The sequence below is a fragment of the Caballeronia sp. genome (assembly GCF_028292365.1).
In the GTDB taxonomy this organism is placed as follows: Bacteria; Pseudomonadota; Gammaproteobacteria; order Burkholderiales; family Burkholderiaceae; genus Caballeronia.
Genome location: NZ_JAQGMM010000072.1, coordinates 1 through 19,235, shown reverse-complemented (window position 1 = coordinate 19,235; position 19,235 = coordinate 1). Strand labels below are relative to the sequence as shown.

17 protein-coding genes and 1 pseudogene are annotated in these 19,235 nt (G+C 59.2%); 14 read left to right on the top strand and 4 right to left on the bottom strand.

Features of this window, described 5'->3' with window-relative positions:
- From JWR14_RS04310 to JWR14_RS04275, 8 genes are all read left to right on the top strand, one after another.
- The coding region (locus JWR14_RS04310; protein WP_299701921.1) for an aldehyde dehydrogenase family protein at window positions 1–977 on the top strand (977 nt) is incomplete at its 5' end.
- Between the two features lie 88 nt (window positions 978–1,065).
- The gene (locus JWR14_RS04305) at window positions 1,066–2,541 is read left to right on the top strand and encodes an FAD-dependent oxidoreductase (RefSeq protein ID WP_299701918.1); all 1,476 of its coding nucleotides are present in this window, start codon (window positions 1,066–1,068) and stop codon (window positions 2,539–2,541) included.
- Between the two features lie 74 nt (window positions 2,542–2,615).
- Window positions 2,616–3,857 (top strand): ABC transporter substrate-binding protein, encoded by a 1,242-nt coding sequence (locus tag JWR14_RS04300; protein ID WP_299701915.1) that lies wholly within the window; start codon window positions 2,616–2,618, stop codon window positions 3,855–3,857.
- Between the two features lie 52 nt (window positions 3,858–3,909).
- Window positions 3,910–4,683 (top strand): ABC transporter ATP-binding protein, encoded by a 774-nt coding sequence (locus JWR14_RS04295; RefSeq protein ID WP_299701912.1) that lies wholly within the window; start codon window positions 3,910–3,912, stop codon window positions 4,681–4,683.
- Window positions 4,680–5,468 (top strand): ABC transporter ATP-binding protein, encoded by a 789-nt coding sequence (locus JWR14_RS04290; RefSeq protein ID WP_299701909.1) that lies wholly within the window; start codon window positions 4,680–4,682, stop codon window positions 5,466–5,468. The genes JWR14_RS04295 and JWR14_RS04290 overlap by 4 nt, the downstream gene beginning before the upstream one ends.
- Before the next feature lie 2 nt (window positions 5,469–5,470).
- On the top strand, window positions 5,471–6,355 hold the full coding sequence (locus JWR14_RS04285) for a branched-chain amino acid ABC transporter permease (RefSeq protein WP_299701906.1): 885 nt from the start codon (window positions 5,471–5,473) through the stop codon (window positions 6,353–6,355).
- Window positions 6,356–6,365: 10 nt separating this feature from the next.
- On the top strand, window positions 6,366–7,385 hold the full coding sequence (locus JWR14_RS04280) for a branched-chain amino acid ABC transporter permease (protein ID WP_299701903.1): 1,020 nt from the start codon (window positions 6,366–6,368) through the stop codon (window positions 7,383–7,385).
- A 156-nt stretch (window positions 7,386–7,541) separates the two neighbouring features.
- Entirely contained in the window at window positions 7,542–8,462 is a 921-nt protein-coding gene (locus JWR14_RS04275) for a LysR family transcriptional regulator (protein WP_299701900.1), read from the top strand.
- A gap of 31 nt (window positions 8,463–8,493) precedes the next feature.
- On the opposite strand, the gene JWR14_RS04270 is transcribed toward JWR14_RS04275, so the two are convergent.
- The gene (locus tag JWR14_RS04270; protein ID WP_299701897.1) at window positions 8,494–9,468 is read right to left on the bottom strand and encodes a LysR family transcriptional regulator; all 975 of its coding nucleotides are present in this window, start codon (window positions 9,466–9,468) and stop codon (window positions 8,494–8,496) included.
- A 196-nt stretch (window positions 9,469–9,664) separates the two neighbouring features.
- Between JWR14_RS04270 and JWR14_RS04265 the strand changes: the two genes are divergently transcribed.
- Window positions 9,665–11,017, top strand: a complete 1,353-nt coding sequence (locus JWR14_RS04265) for an MFS transporter (RefSeq protein ID WP_299701894.1) — start codon at window positions 9,665–9,667, stop codon at window positions 11,015–11,017.
- 28 nt (window positions 11,018–11,045) lie between these two features.
- The gene (locus tag JWR14_RS04260; protein ID WP_299701891.1) at window positions 11,046–12,449 is read left to right on the top strand and encodes a lyase family protein; all 1,404 of its coding nucleotides are present in this window, start codon (window positions 11,046–11,048) and stop codon (window positions 12,447–12,449) included.
- Between the two features lie 81 nt (window positions 12,450–12,530).
- On the opposite strand, the gene JWR14_RS04255 is transcribed toward JWR14_RS04260, so the two are convergent.
- Both JWR14_RS04255 and JWR14_RS04250 read right to left on the bottom strand, forming a co-directional pair.
- Window positions 12,531–12,959, bottom strand: a complete 429-nt coding sequence (locus tag JWR14_RS04255) for a cupin domain-containing protein (RefSeq protein ID WP_299701888.1) — start codon at window positions 12,957–12,959, stop codon at window positions 12,531–12,533.
- Window positions 12,960–13,056: 97 nt separating this feature from the next.
- Window positions 13,057–14,013: an NADP-dependent oxidoreductase gene (locus JWR14_RS04250; RefSeq protein WP_299701885.1), complete on the bottom strand. Its 957-nt coding sequence runs from the start codon at window positions 14,011–14,013 to the stop codon at window positions 13,057–13,059.
- A gap of 520 nt (window positions 14,014–14,533) precedes the next feature.
- On the opposite strand from JWR14_RS04250, the gene JWR14_RS04245 reads away from it, so the two are divergent.
- The 3 genes and pseudogenes from JWR14_RS04245 to JWR14_RS04235 all read left to right on the top strand — a co-directional run.
- Window positions 14,534–15,295 (top strand): 3-oxoacyl-ACP reductase, encoded by a 762-nt coding sequence (locus JWR14_RS04245; protein WP_299701882.1) that lies wholly within the window; start codon window positions 14,534–14,536, stop codon window positions 15,293–15,295.
- Between the two features lie 322 nt (window positions 15,296–15,617).
- Window positions 15,618–16,073: a ribonuclease gene (locus JWR14_RS04240; RefSeq protein ID WP_299701879.1), complete on the top strand. Its 456-nt coding sequence runs from the start codon at window positions 15,618–15,620 to the stop codon at window positions 16,071–16,073.
- A gap of 46 nt (window positions 16,074–16,119) precedes the next feature.
- Window positions 16,120–16,253, top strand: a pseudogene (locus tag JWR14_RS04235) (integrase); the annotation flags it as partial.
- Window positions 16,254–16,606: 353 nt separating this feature from the next.
- Here the strand turns inward: JWR14_RS04235 and JWR14_RS04230 are convergent.
- Window positions 16,607–17,266, bottom strand: coding sequence for an HD domain-containing protein (locus tag JWR14_RS04230; RefSeq protein WP_299701876.1), 660 nt, complete (start codon window positions 17,264–17,266; stop codon window positions 16,607–16,609).
- Between the two features lie 247 nt (window positions 17,267–17,513).
- Between JWR14_RS04230 and JWR14_RS04225 the strand changes: the two genes are divergently transcribed.
- Window positions 17,514–18,926, top strand: coding sequence for a PLP-dependent aminotransferase family protein (locus JWR14_RS04225; protein ID WP_299701873.1), 1,413 nt, complete (start codon window positions 17,514–17,516; stop codon window positions 18,924–18,926).
- Window positions 18,927–19,235 lie beyond the last annotated feature (309 nt).

Below are 19,235 nucleotides of genomic sequence, written 5' to 3'. Positions count from 1 at the left end.
GCAATACGGTGATCGCGAAGCCGTCCGAGTACACGTCGGCATCGCTCTTCGAACTCGCGAAGCTGTTCGTTACGGCCGGCTTCCCGCCGGGCGTCTTCAATGTGCTCACTGGTTTCGGCAAGGAAGTTGGCGAACCGCTCGTGATCCATCCGAAGGTCGCGCGGATCGCATTCACTGGCGGCGACGCCGGCGGCAAGGCTGTCAACGTGCTTGGCGCACAGCACTTCAAGCGTGTGTCGCTGGAGCTGGGGGGCAAGTCGCCGAACATTATCTTCGACGATGCCGACCTGACCCGCGCGGCCAACGGCGTGATCACCGGCATCTTCTCGGCCGGCGGCCAGACCTGCATGGCGGGCTCGCGCCTGTTGCTGCAGGAAAGCATTCACGACGAGTTTGTCGAACGCCTGATCGCGATCAGCAGCAAGGCGAAACTAGGCGACCCGTCGCTGCCCGACGTCCAGGTGGGACCGGTCGCGACCAGGCCGCAATTCGATAAAGTCATGGAGTACATCGGCATCGCGAAGGCGGAGGGCGCACGCTGCGTGTTCGGCGGCAACTCGCGCTCCGGGGAAGGATTCGGCGCGGGCCAGTTCGTGGAGCCGACCATTTTCGTCGATGTGACCAATGACATGCGCATTGCGCAGGAAGAGGTGTTCGGCCCGGTGCTCTCGGTGATCAAGTTCAAGGACGAAGAGGACGCGATCCGCATCGCCAATGACATCCGCTTCGGCCTTGCGTCGGGCGTATGGACTCGCAGCCTGCATCGCGCGATGTTCATGTCAGAGCGTCTGAAGGCCGGCACGGTGTGGGTGAACAACTACCGCTCGACGAGTTTCACGACACCCTTTGGCGGCTACAAGCATAGTGGCATCGGCCGCGAAGGCGGCATCGAGGCGGTCAAGGAATATCTCGAGACCAAGAGTGTGTGGATTTCAACAGATCTCGACATGCCGGATCCGTTCATTCGCAAGTATTGAGGTTGCGCGGAACGAGGTGCGAGGTGACATGAAGTGACATGAAGTGACGTGAAGCCTCGCGCTAACGAAGAACCAGAAGGAGACCGGAATGGAAATAGCGAAAGGGCAACGAAACTTCGACGTGCTGGTGATCGGCAGCGGCATCGCCGGGTTGTCGGCTGCAGTCGCAGCGGCGACCGCAGGGGCGAAAGTCGCCATCATCGAACGCGCTACCGAAGAGGAGTACGGCGGCAATACGCGCTGGACCGAAGCGTACTTTCGCATGAAGAGCGAAACCGAAGTGAGCGACGACTTCGAGGAACGGCTTATCTCGAACGCTGGCGACAATCTCGATCCCAACATTGTGGAAGCAATGGGCGGCGAGTACGAGTCGTGGCCGCCCTACGTCAAGGCGCACGGCATGCCGGACCCGGAACTGGTGTACGCGCTGTCGAGTCATGCCGCGCCTACCGTCGCATGGCTGCGCACCTTCGGCATTCGTTTCGACACACTGCCGACCTATTTCGTCACTGCGGCGGCACCGCGGCTGATGCCGGTTGGCGGCGGCCTCGCGATGATCGAGGCACTGCTCGCTCAAGCGAAGAAGCTGAAAGTCGAGGTGTTTTACCAGACCACCGCGAGACAGCTTGCGCGCGCAAACAGCGAAGGTGACCTCAGTCTCCAGGCGACCGGACCAGACGGTGACGCGCTTGCCTTGACGGCGCCTTCGGTGATCGTGGCTTCGGGTGGCTTCCAGGGCAATCCGGAAATGATGACCCGCTATCTGGGTCAGGCGGCGAAGTTCGTGCGGCCCGTTGCGCGCGGCGGCTATTACAACAAGGGCGAAGGTATCCAGATGGCGCTTGCGGCGGGCGCGGCTCCAGCCGGTGACTTCGGCTCTTATCATGCGGAACCGCTCGATCCGCGCTCGGGTGCGACCGAGGCGCTGGTGATGAATTTTTCTTATGGTGTGCTCGTCAATATGCTCGGCAAGCGCTTCGTCGACGAAGCACCTGGCCCGGTCGATGTCCACTACGACCACATTTCGCGCGCGTTCGGCGAACAGCCGAAGGGCCAGGTGTATGTCGTGTTCGATAAGAGTATCGACGACGTGCCGAACTGGAAGCGCAGCATTCGCACGGACCAGCCGGCTATCCAGGCAGACACGCTCGAGGCGTTGGCAGAAGCCTGCGAGTTGCCGGTGGACACGTTCATGACGACCATCGACGTCTACAACGCCGCCTGCCCTGAGGGCAGGTTCTCCCCGCTGGAAGTGGACGGCCTCGCCACACAGGGCCTGGAGATCCCGAAGTCGAACTGGTCACGTCCGATCAAGACCGGACCGTTCTTTGCCTACCCGATCATCCCGGGCATCTGCTTCACCTATGGCGGCGTGAAGACCAACAAGAGCGGACAGGTGATCGATGCCGACGGCCGGACGATTCCTGGCCTCTACGCGGCGGGTGAGGCCGCCGGGCTCTACTACCAGGTCTACACCGGCGCGACCTCCGTGATGCGCGGCGCAGTGTTCGGCAAGATCGCCGGCGAGCACGCTGCGGCACGTGCCGCCGCCCGGCAGGCATAGAACAGGGGCTATCGCGCCGGATGCAGCATCGGGAATAAACGCCTTGCAAGGCGATGACAGCAACGGAGACAGAAATGAAAGTGGTAAGAAAAAAAGGCGGGACCGGGGCAAAACGGGCGTTAGCCGGAGCGGCGCTGGCGCTGTTCAGCGCAGCTGCCATCGCGCAGCCAGGAATGTCGGGTGATGTAGTGAGGATTGGCGTGCTGACCGACATGAGCGGCACGTTCTCGGACTTTGCGGGCAAGGGCGCTGTCGAGGCCGTGAAAATGGCCGTGGAAGACTTTGGCGGCAAAGTTAACGGCAAGCCGATCGAGGTGATCTCGGCCGATCACCAGAACAAGGCCGACATTGCCGCGAGCACGGCGCGAGAATGGATCGACGAGAAACACGTGGACATGCTCGCGGACAACTCGGGCTCGGCCACTGCGCTTGCCACCATCAAGATCGCCAACGACAAGAAGCGCATCGCGATCGTAACGGGTGCGGGCACAACACGGATCACCAACGAGGATTGCACACCTTATAGCCTGCATTACAACCACGACACTGCGTCGCTCGCGAACGTGTCGGGCAAATACATCGTCAAGCAGGGAGGAGACACCTGGTTCTTCCTGACCGCCGACTATTCGTTCGGCTACTCGCTGCAAAGCGATACCTCAGCGGTTGTCACCGCTAACGGCGGCAAGGTGGTCGGCTCGGTCAAGCATCCGTTCAACGCGTCGGACTTCTCGTCCTTCATGGTGCAGGCACAGGCTAGCCACGCCAAGATCATCGGTCTGGCCAATGCGGGTTCTGACACGATCAACGCCATCAAGTCGGCACGCGAGTTCGGGTTGCTGGGCGCGGGTAAGCAGCAGCTTGCGGGGCTGCTGGTGCTTATCACCGACGTGCATGCGCTTGGCCTGCAGACCGCGCAGGGCCTCTACATCACGGAGGGTTGGTACTGGGACCTGAACGACGAGACCCGCAAGTGGTCGGCTCGCTATTACAAGCGCATGGGCAAGATGCCATCGGCGATCCAGGCGGCTGACTATTCTTCAACCCTTCACTATCTCGAGGCGATCAAGGCCACCGGCACCGACGACTCAGCGACAGTCATCAAGAAGATGGAAGACACGCCGGTCAACGACATGTACACGAAGAACGGCGTGATTCGCAAAGACGGCCTGCTGGTTCATGACATGTACCTGATGCAGGTGAAGACGCCGGCGGAGTCGAAGAAGCCCTGGGATTACTACAACGTGCGTGCAGTTGTTCCGGGCAACGAGGCCTATCCGTCGATCGCGAAGGGCAGCTGCACGTTCGCGAAGCAGTAGGCTGGCGCGCGCACATCTAACCTTCACGAACCGTTATCGAGCGAGTATGGCAATGCAGGATTTCATCCTGAAGACCGAGCGGCTGACCAAGGTCTTCAAAGGCTTTACTGCGGTCGAAGCGGTCGATCTTCACATCGAACGCGGTCACATCCACGCGCTGATCGGGCCGAACGGCGCGGGGAAAACCACTTGCTTCAATCTGTTGACCAAGTTCCTCGCACCCACCTCGGGACGAATCCTGTTCAACGGGCAGGACATCACCGCCGAGCCGCCGGCGCGGATCGCCCGCCGCGGCATAGTCCGCTCGTTTCAGATTTCCGCGGTGTTCCCGCACCTGAGTGTGCTTGCGAACGTGCGGATCGGTCTGCAACGCTCGCTTGGAACTTCGTATCACTTCTGGAAGAGCGGCCGCAGTCTTGCCCGGCTGAACGATCGTGCGATCGCGCTGCTCGACGAAGTGGACCTCGGAAGTTTCGTGGACACGGTTGCCGTGGACCTGCCTTACGGCCGCAGGCGTGCGCTCGAGATTGCCACTACGCTCGCGATGGAACCCGAGTTGATGCTGCTCGATGAGCCGACCCAGGGCATGGGCCACGAAGACGTCGACCGGGTGACGACGCTGATCAAGAAAGTATCGGCGGGCCGAACGATCCTGATGGTCGAGCACAACATGAAGGTGATCGCCGGTATTTGCGATCGAATCAGCGTGTTGCAGCGGGGCGCGGTGCTCGCCGAAGGCAGTTACGAGGAAGTGTCTTGCAATCCTCAGGTCATACAGGCGTACATGGGAACGACAGTTGAGACGCTCGAGGGAACGCAGCGATGAGCAGCGTGCACGAGAGACCGGTTGCAGCCCGGATAAACGAAGGCGTGGCAACGGTCGATGAGGCTTTGTCGATCACCAACCTGCACGCCTGGTATGGCGAGTCGCACATCCTCCATGACGTCAGTCTCACGGTAAACCGCGGCGAAGTCGTGACCTTGCTGGGACGCAACGGTGCCGGCCGTACCACCACCCTGCGGGCAATCATGGGCCTGGTTGGCGCGCGCCGCGGCTCGATTCGCATTGACGGCGAGGAGGCAGTCGGCCTGCCGACCTACAAGATCGCACGGCGTGGTGTGGGATATTGCCCCGAGGAGCGAGGCATCTTTTCCTCGTTGACGACTGAGGAAAATCTTCTGCTGCCGCCGGTTGTATCGAAGAAGCTATCGAAGAAGTTATCGACGAAGCAGGAGGGCATGTCGCTCGACGAAATATACGGGATGTTCCCAAACCTCGCGGAGCGTCGGCACAGCCAGGGCACGCGGCTCTCGGGCGGCGAGCAGCAGATGCTCGCGGTTGCGAGGATCCTGCGCACCGGCGCCCGGCTGCTGCTGCTCGACGAGATATCAGAAGGCCTTGCTCCTGTGATTGTCCAGGCGCTCGCGCGGATGATCACCACGCTGAAGGCGCGCGGCTACACGATCGTAATGGTCGAGCAGAACTTCCGCTTTGCGGCGCCACTCGCCGACCGCTTCTACGTGATGGAGCACGGCCAGATTGTCGAGTCGTTCGCCGCCGCCGAGCTCGAGTCGAAAGCGCAAACCCTCAACGAACTGCTCAGTATCTGACCATGGAACTTTTCGGCTTACCCATTCAGGCGCTGATGAGCCAACTGCTGCTCGGCCTCGTGAACGGCTCGTTTTACGCCATGTTGTCACTGGGTCTCGCGGTGATCTTCGGCCTGCTCAATGTGATCAATTTTGCGCATGGCACGCTCTACATGCTTGGTGCTTTCCTCGCGTGGATGGGGCTCAATTACCTGGGCATCGGTTACTGGCCGATGCTCGTGCTGGCGCCGGTCATCGTAGGCCTGCTTGGTGTTGTCATCGAGAAGACCATGCTGCGGTGGCTCTACAAGCTCGATCACTTGTACGGGCTCCTGCTGACCTTCGGGCTCACGCTGATGATCGAAGGTCTGTTCCGCTCGGTCTTCGGCGTGTCGGGTCAACCGTACCCGGTGCCCGACGCGCTCGACGGCGTCACCAACCTGGGCTTCATGATGTTGCCCAACTATCGCGCGTGGGTGGTGGCGGCATCGCTCGTGATCTGCTTCTCGACCTGGTTTGTGATCGAGAAGACGCGGCTTGGCGCGAGCCTGCGCGCCGGCACCGAGAACCCGAAGATGGTGGAAGCGTTCGGCATCAACGTGCCGCTGATGGTGACGGCGACCTACGGCTTCGGGGTGGCGCTGGCCGCCATTGCCGGCGTGCTGGCGGCGCCGGTGATCCAGGTGTCGCCGTTGATGGGATCGAACGTCATCATCGTCGTGTTCGCGGTCGTGGTGATAGGCGGCATGGGGTCCATCCTTGGCTCGATCCTGACCGGTCTCGGGCTGGGTGTGATCGAGGGGTTGACGCGGGTGTTCTATCCGGAACTGTCGGCGACCGTGGTGTTCATCGTGATGGCGATCGTGTTGATCGTTCGTCCTGCCGGCCTGTTCGGTAAAGAGAAGTGAGGCGGGTGACATGAAGAAGCGTTGGGGTTATTGCCTGCTGCTCGTGGCGGCGTTGGTTGCGCCGACCGTGCTGTATCCGGTCCTGCTGATGAAGATCCTGTGCTTTGCGCTGTTCGCCTGCTCGTTCAACCTGTTGGTTGGCTATGCCGGACTGCTGTCGTTCGGTCACGCGGCGTTCTTCGGAGCGGCGGGTTATGTCGCAGGCTACGCGCTCAAGTCCTGGGGCGTATCAACGGAAGCTGGGCTCGCCCTGGGTACGTTGACCGGTGCATTGATCGGGTTGGTGATGGGCGCACTCGCCATCCGGCGACAGGGCATCTACTTCACGATGATCACGCTCGCGCTGGCGCAGATGCTGTACTTTGTATTCCTGCAGGCGCCGTTTGCAGGAGGCGAGGACGGCTTGCAAGGCATTCCTCGCGGCAGGCTCTTTGGCGTTCTCGACCTGTCGAATGATCTCGCTCTCTACTTCGTCGTGTTGGCGATCAGCGTGGGCGCCTTCGCGCTGATCATGCGCACAATCCATTCGCCCTTTGGCGAAGTGCTGCGCGCGATCCGGGAAAATGAGCCACGCGCGATATCGCTTGGCTACCAGGTCGACCGCTACAAGATGCTTGCGTTTGTATTGTCCGCGGCGTTGTCGGGCCTCGCCGGCGCAATGAAAGCCATGGTGCTCGGCTTCGAGACGCTGACCGACGCGCACTGGAGCATGTCCGGCCTGGTCGTACTGATGACGCTAGTGGGTGGCCTGGGCACACTGTTCGGTCCCATTGTGGGCGCGTTGATCATCGTCATGCTGGAGGACAAGCTCGGCGATATAGGTAACTGGCTTGCCTCGGTGACTGGTGTAAACTGGTTCGGTACGTTGGGCGACTCGGTCACCATCGTCACGGGGTTTATCTTCATTGTCTGCGTGCTTGCGCTTCGCAAGGGTATCGTGGGCGAGATACTGGCGCTGTTTCAGCGTATTGAAACAGCGCGGCAACGAGAAAAGTTTCCCCGTCGGCGCAGCGATCATGCCCATCAATAAAGGTCGCTCGTGTCGCTCGTGTCGAGCTTGCGAGGCTGCGAGGTGAAAGGCATTCATATGCGCACCGCACCGCGTATCGTGTTACGCACAACAGCGGCCTTGTCTACGAGACTATCGGGTAGGGAAGTGATGCGCAGAAAAATTCCGAGTACCAGCATGCTGATCGCGTTCGAGTCCGCGGCGCGCCACCTGAGTTTCACCCATGCAGCAGAAGAGTTGTCGGTTACCGAAAGCGCGGTCAGCAAGAAGATCGCGTTGCTTGAAGAGTACCTTGCCATCCCGCTTTTTAGCCGCGTCAAGCGCCGCCTGCAACTGACCGATGCGGGCAGGACCTACAGCGCGCTGGTCCAGCAGAGCCTCGACAAGCTGGAGATGGATACAACGCTCGCAATGGGCTACGACGCCGGGCGCATCACACTCGATCTTGCCGTGCTGCCTACGTTCGCCCTCAAGTGGCTGATGCCACGCCTGGGAGACTTTGCGGCGCTCCATCCCGACATCACGATCAACGTCATCGCACGTGAGGAGCCATTTCTCTTTTCGGAGGAGGCGTTCGACGCGACGATTCATTTCGACCATCCCGTCTGGGCCAATGCGACCACGACGTATCTGTTCACGGAAGAACTCATCCCCGTATGCAGCCCGGAGCTCATTGGAGGGCTTCGTTGCGCGAAGGCTTCGGATCTCGCGGATTTCGTGCTCATGCATAAGACCGGCAGGCCCGAGGCGTGGTCCCGCTGGTTCGAACTGGCGGGCGCGCCCAATCCGAAAGCATTACGCGGTCCGCGTTTCAGCATGTATGCGTTACTGATTGAAGCAGCTCGTGCGAAGGCGGGTGTGGCGCTCGTGCCGCGCAGCTATGTCCAGAACGAGATCGCGTCGAAGGAATTGACCGTGCCTTGGGAGATGCTGGTGCCGGGTGCCAAGGACTATTACTTCGTGGTGCCGGAGCAAAAGGAGTCATCGCCGGCTATTCGTGTTTTCCGGGACTGGCTTCTCGACGCTTCAAAGCAATATCGTGTCGAACTGAGTGAGCTTGCGAAGGATGTCCAAGATAGCGTTCCTAGTAATGGATGATCTTTCCGAAATTGACGTAGCGTTCACCGTCCTATTCACTGATATCGATTCCGCCCGCGGGAACGTACTGGTGTAGCTTGACGTGCGAATCGAGCAAGGCCACCAGGGATTGCTTGACAGCATCGGCAATGGTCTTCGACAGTGTAGGAAATTCTCCACGCCTTCCAACCAGAAAGATCGAACGGGAGGAATTGCCCTTTTCGATCGGAATCAGACGGATGACGTCGACAAAGCGGGTCCCTGTTTGCAGCAGGCACGTGGGTGTGGTGATCGCCCATCCCAGCCCTTGCGCGACAAGCAAGGTCAAGGTATCAGCGTGATCGACCTCCAGCTTTCTCGGCAGATCGAGTTCGTTGTAGCGCAGTATTCTCTCGACCCGGATTCCTAACGTGGACGCGCGGCTAAAGCGGATGAACGGCTGCGTGTCGGCGAGCATTCGCAGGGTCGTAGTCGACCCGTCATGGATTGCGTCCCGGCTTGAAATCGCGACGAAGTTTTCCTTATAGAGAAGCACGTGCTCGAACGCCGGGTTGTCGACAAACGCGTTGGTTGAAATGATGAGATCGAGTTCGCGGCTAAGGAGCGCCTCCTCCTGCGCGATCGCCATGCCGATCTGCACCGACAGTCCGGTCGTGCGCGCCAGAAGCTGCTTGATGACCGAAGGTCCGATGGTGTTAGCAACGGAATCGATCATCCCGATGCGTAAATATGACCCCTCGGTGTTTGAGGCATCGGTTGCATGAGCCTTTAATTGCCGCGCAAGGGCAATGAGCGGTTCGGCATTCTGCGAAATATAGAGCCCGGCAGAAGTCAACGAGAGCGGCCGTCGCGCGCGGTCAATCAGCACAAGCCCGAGCGACTGTTCGAGTTGCGCCGTTGCCTGCGATACGGCGGACTGGCTGATGCCCAATACGCCAGCTGCCGCCGACATGCTTCCCATGGAGGCGATAGTCAGGAACACGTCCAGCTGGTAAAGGTCGACCGGACGGTCGCTCTGCTTGCTCATATCTCTCTAACGCTGGTCGCGCTGTTCCTCTGCGACGTGCGGACCCGCCCGGCGCCACCAGCGTTTCGAAGCGCAGCCATAAGAATTCCTTATTCAGCGACCAATGCACGACGCGCTCAACGCGCGAACCTAGAATTGCGACCATGATTTTACACATGCGATTCAACAGAAAACAGCAAACAGGAGACCGATAACAATGAACCTATCCCGGGACGTAAGCTTCGACAGTACCGCATCTGTCGCGCCAGCCTCCGTCGCGCTCGAAGACGCGCCGCTCACTCCCTTTCATCTGCGCGTGACGTTCGCCGGCACTGGCGGACAGTTCAGCGACGGCTTCGTGCTTGGCATTATCGGTATCGCGCTGGCCATTGCCACGCCGCAACTCCATTTGAACGCAGTATGGCTCGGCATTCTCGGCGCCGCATCGCTGGCTGGGCTTTTCGCAGGCAGTCTGTTCGCCGGCCCGTTGGTCGACCGCTTCGGCCGCCGCGCATTATTCAACTATGACATGGCGCTCTTCGCGCTTATCTCGGTTGCGCAATTCTGGGTCAGCAGCCCAACACAGCTTCTCGTTCTACGCCTGTTGCTCGGCATCACGCTCGGTTTCGACTATGTGGTGAGCAAAGCCCTCGTGGTCGAATATTCGCCACGCCGCATGCGCGGGCGGCTCCTCAGCTGGCTTGCTATCGCCTGGGCGCTGGGATATGCGAGCGCCTACGTGGTTGGCTATCTCCTGAAGGATCACGGCCCCGATGTCTGGCGTCTCATGCTGCTTTCGAGCGCCGTGCCGGCAGCGGTCGTTTTCCTCTTTCGCGTGCGCATTCCGGAGTCGCCCTTGTGGCTGCAGCGCAAGGGGCGAACCCAGGAAGCGCTTGCGATCATCCACGCTAACATCGGCCCGAACGTACACTTGAATCGTTCTGCGGACGAAGTGCGGCAAGCCGCCGGCGCGGGCTCGGAGACAAGCCTGTTCTCCAGGAAATGGCGGATGCGGCTTTTCATCGCGTGCTTTTTCTACATGTGTCTCGTGATCCCGTACTTCTCGTTAGGCACCTTCTCACCGATGGTGTTCGACTCGCTTCATATCAAGGACAAATTCCTCGCCGGACTCATCTACAACGTCTTCCTGCTGGTAGGCACGGTGGCCGGAGCAATGATCGTGGACCGGATCAGCCGGCGTGCCTTTCTGCTGAGCGGTTTCTTTGTGTCAGCCGTTCTGCTCGCGATCCTGTCGTTCGGCACACACTTGCCGGGCACCGCAATCGTCGGCCTGTTCGCGGCGTTTGCCTGTGTATTGAGCGGCACGAACAACCTCTGCTTTCTGTATCCGCAGGAATTGTTTTCGACCGAAGTCCGTGCCACTGCGCTTGGCTTGGCGGTCGCCGCCAGCAGGATAGGATCCGCCGTGACTACATTTTTGTTTCCGAGCATCGTGGCGATCTACGGTGGGCAGGCCGCGGTGTATCTGTGCGTTGCCGTACTTGCGATAGGTGGCGTTGCTTGCGCACTTTGGGCGCCCGAAACGAGCCAGGCATCGCTTGAGAGCTGATCCAGGTAACTATTCAAAGGCCAAAATAATGGAACCTCAACGGATCGAAGTCGACGCACTGGGCGAATGCGGTCTGCCAATGGATGCGCTGTACGGCATTCACTCGCTGCGCGGCAAAGTCAATTTTCCCTACTCCGGAGAAACGCTCGCGACCTATCCGGAGTTCGTCACATGGCTTGCGCGTACGAAAATGGTGATCGCACAGGTCAATGTGCGCAATGGCAAGTTGAGCGCCGGCCAAAGCGCGGCCATCGTCGCGGCGTGTCTCGAACTGGCTGATCAAAAGCATGCGCATGCGCTGATAGTCGATCCGCTTGAAGGCTCGTGCGGAACGTCGATCAACATGAACATCAATGAGGTGTTGGCGAATCGGGGGCTTCAACTGATGGGGCATCGCCCCGGCCAATACGAATTCCTGCATCCGCTTGATCACGTCAACTACGCGCAATCGACCAGTGATGTGATTCTGACCGCCGTCAAGCTGGCTCTGCTTACCGGGATAGAGGGACTCGCGGCGACAATTGACGGACTGGCCGCTAGCCTGCGAGCAAAACAGAAGCGGTTCGACAGGATTCTCCGCATCGGCCGCACCTGTCTGCAGGATGCGTTGCCGATGCGACTCGACCAGGCGTTCGGTGGATACGCCTCGCTGGCGGAACGAATGGCGGTGGCGTTGCGGGCGCATGTGCCTGCCATGTGCGAGATAGCGCTCGGAGCAACTGCTGTGGGAACGGGCCTGGGGACGTATCGGGGTTATCGGCAAGCCGTGACTGAAGCGCTAGAGGAATTGGCTGGACATCCGCTCACGCAAAGTAAAGACCTTTTCGATGCCATTCAGAATATGGATCCGTTTGCAGCGCTTTCTTCTACGGTGAAAACAGCCGCGTTGTCGCTCGCGAAAGTAGCGAACGATCTCGTGCTGCTTAGCTCCGGACCGACCGGCGGAATCGGCGAATTGCAATTGGCGCCGCGCCAGGCAGGCTCGTCAATGATGCCCGGTAAAGTCAATCCCGTGCATGCGATGGGCCTGACGCAAATAGCCTACTTCGTGGCAGGGGCCGATCAAAGCGTCATGCTCGCCGCCGCCGGTGGACAGCTCGAGACGAACAACTACATGCCGCTCATCGCGGTATCGCTGTTCAAGGCGATAGCGACGCTGCAACACGCAATATTGGCGTTCGATGAACATTGTGTGCAGCCAATGACTGTCAATCGGGAAGTGAGCGAACGCAACCTGCTCGAGTCGACGGCAATCGCTCCCGCGCTGAAGGCGGAAATTGGATATTCACGCACCGCCTCACTGGTTGGCAACGCACACGCATCCGGGCGTCCTTTGATCGACGTGATCGTCTCGGGTGGAGTTATGCGTCAGGAGAGGGTATTGGATTTGTTGCGCGAAAGCAGCGGGCATCCTGATTTAGATGGCGACTGATCCTGGATACACTGGCGCGTACCCAATCGCGTAACTGCAAGTTCGAGTAGAGTCGTCGGAGACTTTACCCGACTTGAGTGTTCATTTCTTGTCCCAGATGACCAGGTTCTTGTCCTTGGTATCGGCGACGAAAATGGCCAGCAATTTTGCCGGGACGGAAGTGCTCACATTTTCGCTGACCGTGTGATGAACCCCGGGCGCTTCGGTCCAATGCTCGCCGGCGTTATAGACGCGAGATGCACCGCCGTTCACCTGACTGCGAATTTGGCCTTGGAGCACATAGCCCACAACAAAGGCCTGTCCGTGACGGTGCGGGATGGACTTCGCACCGGGCGGGTAATCGACAATGATCGCCGTGATGGTCTTGCCAGGCACGTTGGGAAGCGCTTGCGCGAACGCAGGCGTAATCGTCTCACGCATTGGTTCATCGTTTTGCGCGAATGCAGCGACAGAAATGATTGCCATCGATGCCGCCAAAGCTGCAGTCGAGACAAGCGTATTGATCGTCATGTGTCAATCTCCGGGAACGTGCATCAGTTGCTCGAACCGATTGACGCTTCACCTGTTCGAGGCCAAATACGATCGCGAGCGTTGATCGATGCCGACGTCACGGTATGAGCACGATCTTCCCTGGCGCGTGCTTCCGGCCCTCAAGCATCTCATGGGCAACGTGCGCCTGCGACAACGGCAGAATTTCTCCAACACGTGTTCGGAGCGCTCCCGTCTCAAGTAACTCCGAAAGTGCGAGGAGCGTTGAAGTCGTGACTCCGACCAACATGAATTTCGCGCTTATCTTAGATGCCGCTGCGCGTTCAGCGTTCGGTTCAGCAACCGCCGAAACTACTTTACCCCCGGGTTTGACGGTTTCGAAGGAACGATCAAGAGTGTCGCCGCCAAACAGGTCGACCACGACATCAATTGAATGTCGATATTCATCGAATGATTGTTCGCGTACGTCTATAACCTGATCGGCACCGAGAGACATGACGAAACCCGCATCTCGGCGCGATGCACTGGCTAAAACGAAGGCGCCAGCGCGGTGAGCGAGTTGAACGGCAAAAGCGCCGACGTTACCGGCGCCCCCTAATACGAGAACTCGATCGTCTTTCTTCACATGTGCCTGCTCGAAGAGCATTTGCCACGCGGTGACTCCGATGACAGGCACAGACGCCGCTTCCTCAAAGCTCAGCGTGGAAGGTTTGCGCGCGACCATACTCGCGTCCGCGATCGCGTATTCAGCATATGCATCTGTGAATCTTGCGTTGGTCACGCCGAATACTGGGTCTCCCGAGTCGAAGCCGCTTACACCTTCACCGGTGAGTACCACTGTTCCGGCGATGTCCGAGCCTAATGTCAGGGGAAGTGGTTGAGGTAAGACGCTATTGCCCGAGCGGATCCACGCATCCCACGGCCCAACCCCGGCCGCGGCAACACGCACCAAAACCTGACCTGCTGCCGGATGCGCGAGCGGGACTTCCCGATAATGCATTGAATCGATACCGCCGAACCTATCAATCTGGACGGCCTTGAACGTTGCAGGTAGTGTCGAAGTTACCGGACCCATGATTTGCAGTTCCCGAGAGAGGTTTTGAAAATCTTTGGGGCGCGGACGTCCACGTCCCGCAGGTAGTATAGGTCGCCCGGATTTTCGCGTGAAACAGGGCGGTCGTTTTTCGCTTAACTGGCGTGGGATTCCACATTCAGTTCTTGTATTTTTTTCTCATTCAACAGGCATGCTAACTGAATTTGTGGCTAAAGCGGACGCCGAAAGTGTGCGTCGATGTGCGGACGTAAGCGCGAGATTCTCTTACCGCTTGCTCAGGGATTCCATGTGCGCTGCGATTATGCGACGTTCCCCACGGTTGGGAGTTCACGCGTCGGCGGCCCTTTTTGCGACTACTAAAACGGCATCCTGTTGCGGCCTGATGTCGATCCCCGGCAAGGCGAGGCCATTGAGCAAGCCCTAGTCATCGAGACGCACGCCTAACGCAGTTATCCGCTAGGGAAGGGCCCCTCGGAATACAGCAGCCAGGCCGTGCGGCATAATGCTTCGACCCAATCCAAAGCGAACTTCGGAGAAATCGATGCTGCTGACTGAACAAAACGTACTCGTGACTGGTGGGGCGCGCGGGCTTGGTGCGGCGATCACCGAAGCGCTCGCACGCGAAGGCGCGGGCGTCATCATCAACTATCGGCGCAGCGAAGCGCAGGCGAGAGCACTCGTCGAGCGACTCGGGCCGCGCGTCGTGGCGGTCCAGGCCGATATCACCGATGAGGCGTCGGTCGCGCGTCTCTTCGACGAGGCTCGCGCGAAAAGCGGTCGGCCGGTGCATGCCGTGGTGAACAACGCGCTCGCCGATTTCAGCTTCGATGGCGATGCGCGTCCGAAGATCGACGATATCGAATGGGCGCGATTTCAGCAACAGATCGATGGTGCGCTCAAGGGCGCGCTCTACACGATTCAGGCCGCGTTGCCCGCGATGCGCGCCGCTGGTTTCGGCCGCGTCGTCAATGTCGGGACCAATCTGTTCCAGAATCCCGTCGTGCCGTATCACGATTACACGGCGGCAAAAGCGGCGTTGCTCGCGCTGACGAGAACCGCATCGAACGATCTCGGACCGGACGGCATCACGGTGAACATGGTGTCGGGCGGCCTGCTGCGCACCACCGATGCCAGCAGCGCGACGCCCGAAGCCGTGTTCGATATGGTCGCGGGATTCACGCCACTGCGCCGCGTCACGACACCCGCCGAGTTCGCCGACGCGGTGCTGTTCTTCCTCTCGCCGTGGGCGCGTGCGGTGACAGGACAAAACCTGGTCGTCGACGGAGGACTGGTCAAGGGCTGAAGCGCGCTGATTTCACCACTTGTCTTGGAGCCGGGTCGACCGGTGTCCGCTCTGGAGAGGCTTGACCGACCGCAACGGGTCTGCCGATTGCTGCTATGGACGCGGTCGAGGAGGCAATGTGCCTTACGAGCCTTCATAACATACGTTTTCGAACCAACTCAACGACAAAACCATTCTCACCGCGATCTGTTTGATCCGCTTGCTTCTCGGTGGCGAGTAAAAAATTCCTATGTCCGCCGAACATTGATTCGCTCTGTCATTAGCGATACCCTTAAATCGTTCGTGATCGTCGAATGCTGGTCAACCCGGAGACAACCGTATCGTGAAGCGAGCGTGGACTTTCTCCTGCATCCTCGCCTTAAGCGCGATCCTCGGCGGATGCGGCAAGGACGGATCGCGAAACGCCACTCAGGAACCGGGCGCGTCCGCGAGTCAGGCGCCGGCTCAGCTTGGGCAGGCCGCGAGCGCCACACCCGCCGCATCGAGCGCGCCAGCTACCGTCACTAAGGCGCAGTTGCCGGCGGAAGCCGGCGAAACACTTCGTCTGATCAAAGCGGGCGGCCCTTTCCCTTTTGGCGAAGACGGTGTCTTGTTCCGCAACAGCGCGGTAATGCTGCCGCAGCATCCGCGCGGCTATTACCACGCATACACAGTTCGCACGCCTGGTTCGGCGGATCGCGGGCAGCGCCGCATTGTATGTGGTGGACCGCGCAGGCAGACCGGCGACTGCTACTACACCGACAATTACTACGCCAGCTTCAAACGCATTGCAGAATAACTTGAGCCATTCAAAAACGCCCCGGGCGTCCTATCAGCGGCCGGTGAGCCGGGCGACGATCATGCAGTAGAAACTCAACGACCCGTTCAGTTCGAGATTACAGAGCAGACCCGAGACAGCGTCAAGGTATGGATCAACGCGGCAATGCTGACACTGGCCGAATTCCTGTTCCCTAGCAGATCCCACGAGTCAACCGCTGCATTCCGGGCACTACGGGTCCCGGAAGCAATTCGGCAAGGTGTTTCCAGGACTTTAAGATATTGCGTTGAGACGGGCGAAATTGCCAAGGAGAGTCTGCGGATGAAAGAGCATGCAATCGGGATTGCTGGAGGAGGCACGATAAGTCTAATGCTAGCGACGAGTTGGCGTTGGCAGGCGTCGACGTAGCCATTGTCGAACGCCGCCCTAGCCAAGAGCTTCCCGGTTCGCGTGCCGGTGCAGCGCAAAGCAGCCGATCATCAGCGATGAAGGAAATTGCCACGCCTGCGACGCGAAGTAGACAACCTGCGCACACTTCACGCGAGCCTCCTCCATCATTCCCATCTTGAGTTCAAGATAATGCTGCACAGGTTCACCCGCTCGAAGCTCGGGTCTTTATGGGCGAGGAAATCATCGTTGAAGGTGCCGAACGTACTGCCTGGGCGATGCTTCAGGCCGTGATAGAAAGCATCGATCATCTCATTGGCAAAATCAGCGCCACGGGGATATGCATTAACCACTCCGATGCGTTGCTCGTCTGTGAACTGCTCAAAGCCACGTCCCGCTACGTCCATTCCCGCACCGGCTTGTACCAAGGCGGTTTCTCCGTGCATGTGCTCGGGAATGCCCGGAGTCGTATGGAGCGCGATCGCGGTCCATACCTTATCAATGTCTCCCTCGGAGATATGATGGCTTCGCAGAAAATCGCGAGCGGCGTTTGCGCCATCCACCTCGAAGCGTAGCTGGCTCTCGCGATAGATCGATGTCAGGCCAATATCGTGGAACATGGCTGCGACGTAAAGCAACTCGGGGTCGAAGATCGCGTTCTTTCGTCTTCCGAGTAACGCACCCCAGAGGTACACGCGGATCGAGTGATTGAACAGCAATTCGCTTTCGGTGTCGCGAATGAGTTGCGTGACCTCACGCGCCAATTGACTATCAGGGATCACGACGCTCAGTGTTTCGTTCGATGGCACAGTTTTGTCTTCCTTCATCGGGTTACTCCATCTAGACGGCAGAGGTCCATTCGGCGGTTTTTCCATGCCCACGAAGCGTGTCTGGACATGTAAGACGAGAAGCCCAGGTTAGCGAAACTAACTGGCCTTTCAATCCCGAAGCGCTCCACCGAGGAGCCTGGATTTGAGCCAGAACTGATTGGCCACGTCACACGGAGAAAGCTACGCTTCTCTCTGATCATAAAACAGTCCCAAGATTGAGAATTCTGAATGTACCATTGGGAATATGGCGACCCTTCCCATTGGCCTCGATCGCTCCGGACGCACATCGCTGTCCGCGCAGATCTACTCCTCAATCCGAGATGCGATTGAGACAGGTAAGCTTGCCTCCGGCGCGCGGCTGCCTTCCTGGTCGGATTTAGCCGCCCAACTCGGCGTGTCCCGAGGCACCATACGTCTGGCCTATGAGCGTTTGATCGACGAGCAATTTGCAATCGGATTAGGGGCCGCCGGAACGCGGGTAGCAGAGCGCCCAACTCTACCTGCAACGCCTGACTGGTCGCAGGAAGCGCCACCGCTTCCTGATCTATTCAATGAATTCGGCACAGCGCCTTTGGCGTTTCAAATGGGCGTACCTTCCCAGGACGCCTTTCCGTTCAAGCTATGGTCGCGGATCCAGGCGCGCGCGGCGCGGCGAGCAGCGGCGGCTCCTGTCGGATACCCGGATCCACGTGGCGATCCGGACTTGCGAAGGGAAATTGCGGCTTATCTTGGCGTAGCACGAGGCCTTCGATGTCATCCCTCTCAGGTTTTTGTCACAGCAGGTTTTTCCGGCGCTCTCAATCTTGCGATTCGCGGGCTTCGCGTTGAAGGGTTGGGCGCATGGATGGAGGACCCCGGTTTTCCGCTCACGCGTACCGCACTCAGCCTGGCTGGCATGACTGTGACGGCTGTTCCGGTCGACGCGGATGGGCTCGATATTGACGCGGGCATTCGGCAGGCGCCTGGAGCAGCCCTGGCGGTCGTGACACCTGGCCAGCAGGCACCGCTCGGGATGACGATGTCACTCTCCCGGCGGATTTCTCTGCTGGCATGGGCTCGACGAAATGACGCCTGGATCATCGAGGACGATTACTTGAGCGAGCTCCAATTGGGAGGGCGGGCGGCTCCGGCTCTTGCCTCGCTCGATCAGGACGGACGAGTGTTGCATATTGGCAGTTTCAGCAAGACCATCAGCCCGGCGCTTCGTTTGGGCTTCCTGATGGTCCCGTTAGAAATGGTGCGTCGAGTTGGCGACATCACGGCGTGCCTGATGCCTGCCCCAGCGGCGTCCGTGCAGCATGCTGTGACCGAATTCATGCGCGAGGGGCACTATCTTCGCCATCTCCGCCGTATGAAGCGGCTCTATGCTGCGCGACGGGAGGCCCTGATTCGTTGCCTGAAGGAGCTCGCGTCGGACTCGATGAAGGTGCAAGCGACTGCCGGCATGGCTGTGGTGACCTTGCTACCAGAGTCTGTATCCGATGTGGATATCGCTTTGCGAGCCCGACGATTTGGCTTGGCCCCGGGCCCAATCTCACCCTGGTACATGCGGTCTCCTCGCCAGCAGGGACTACTGCTCGGCGTGACGAATCTGAATGAATGCACGCTGCCCGCCGACTGTGGCCGTCTGCTGCAACTGATTCGCGAGTGGAACTGACACATCGGCACGACGGGTTTCGTCATAGCTTCATGTGCATCAAAATCTGCATAACTTAATTCAACATAAACTAAATGTCCTAATTTTATCAGTTATACGAATCAATTAATGGATGCTGCACCGAGCGGAGGCAAAATCTTAATGAAAGCGTGTTAAGTCCATGTTCAAGATCAATAGAGACATACGTCGCAGCTTCGCGGCGGCCCGTATCGCTGCGGCTACCTTTCCAGGCGCATGGGAAACAGCGCATCGCAGCTTCCTCATTCCTGCATTCGAAAAGTCGAGCGGCGGGTCAGTGAATTTGATACC

Excerpts from the sequence above, each read along its gene's own strand:
- JWR14_RS04305 (WP_299701918.1), top strand. The coding sequence starts at position 1,066 with ATGGAAATAGCGAAAGGGCAACGAAACTTCGACGTGCTGGTGATCGGC.
- JWR14_RS04300 (WP_299701915.1), top strand. The coding sequence starts at position 2,616 with ATGAAAGTGGTAAGAAAAAAAGGCGGGACCGGGGCAAAACGGGCGTTA.
- JWR14_RS04295 (WP_299701912.1), top strand. The coding sequence starts at position 3,910 with ATGCAGGATTTCATCCTGAAGACCGAGCGGCTGACCAAGGTCTTCAAA.
- JWR14_RS04290 (WP_299701909.1), top strand. The coding sequence starts at position 4,680 with ATGAGCAGCGTGCACGAGAGACCGGTTGCAGCCCGGATAAACGAAGGC.
- JWR14_RS04285 (WP_299701906.1), top strand. The coding sequence starts at position 5,471 with ATGGAACTTTTCGGCTTACCCATTCAGGCGCTGATGAGCCAACTGCTG.
- JWR14_RS04280 (WP_299701903.1), top strand. The coding sequence starts at position 6,366 with ATGAAGAAGCGTTGGGGTTATTGCCTGCTGCTCGTGGCGGCGTTGGTT.
- JWR14_RS04275 (WP_299701900.1), top strand. The coding sequence starts at position 7,542 with ATGCTGATCGCGTTCGAGTCCGCGGCGCGCCACCTGAGTTTCACCCAT.
- JWR14_RS04270 (WP_299701897.1), bottom strand. The coding sequence starts at position 9,468 with ATGAGCAAGCAGAGCGACCGTCCGGTCGACCTTTACCAGCTGGACGTG.
- JWR14_RS04265 (WP_299701894.1), top strand. The coding sequence starts at position 9,665 with ATGAACCTATCCCGGGACGTAAGCTTCGACAGTACCGCATCTGTCGCG.
- JWR14_RS04260 (WP_299701891.1), top strand. The coding sequence starts at position 11,046 with ATGGAACCTCAACGGATCGAAGTCGACGCACTGGGCGAATGCGGTCTG.
- JWR14_RS04255 (WP_299701888.1), bottom strand. The coding sequence starts at position 12,959 with ATGACGATCAATACGCTTGTCTCGACTGCAGCTTTGGCGGCATCGATG.
- JWR14_RS04250 (WP_299701885.1), bottom strand. The coding sequence starts at position 14,013 with ATGGGTCCGGTAACTTCGACACTACCTGCAACGTTCAAGGCCGTCCAG.
- JWR14_RS04245 (WP_299701882.1), top strand. The coding sequence starts at position 14,534 with ATGCTGCTGACTGAACAAAACGTACTCGTGACTGGTGGGGCGCGCGGG.
- JWR14_RS04230 (WP_299701876.1), bottom strand. The coding sequence starts at position 17,266 with ATGAAGGAAGACAAAACTGTGCCATCGAACGAAACACTGAGCGTCGTG.
- JWR14_RS04225 (WP_299701873.1), top strand. The coding sequence starts at position 17,514 with ATGGCGACCCTTCCCATTGGCCTCGATCGCTCCGGACGCACATCGCTG.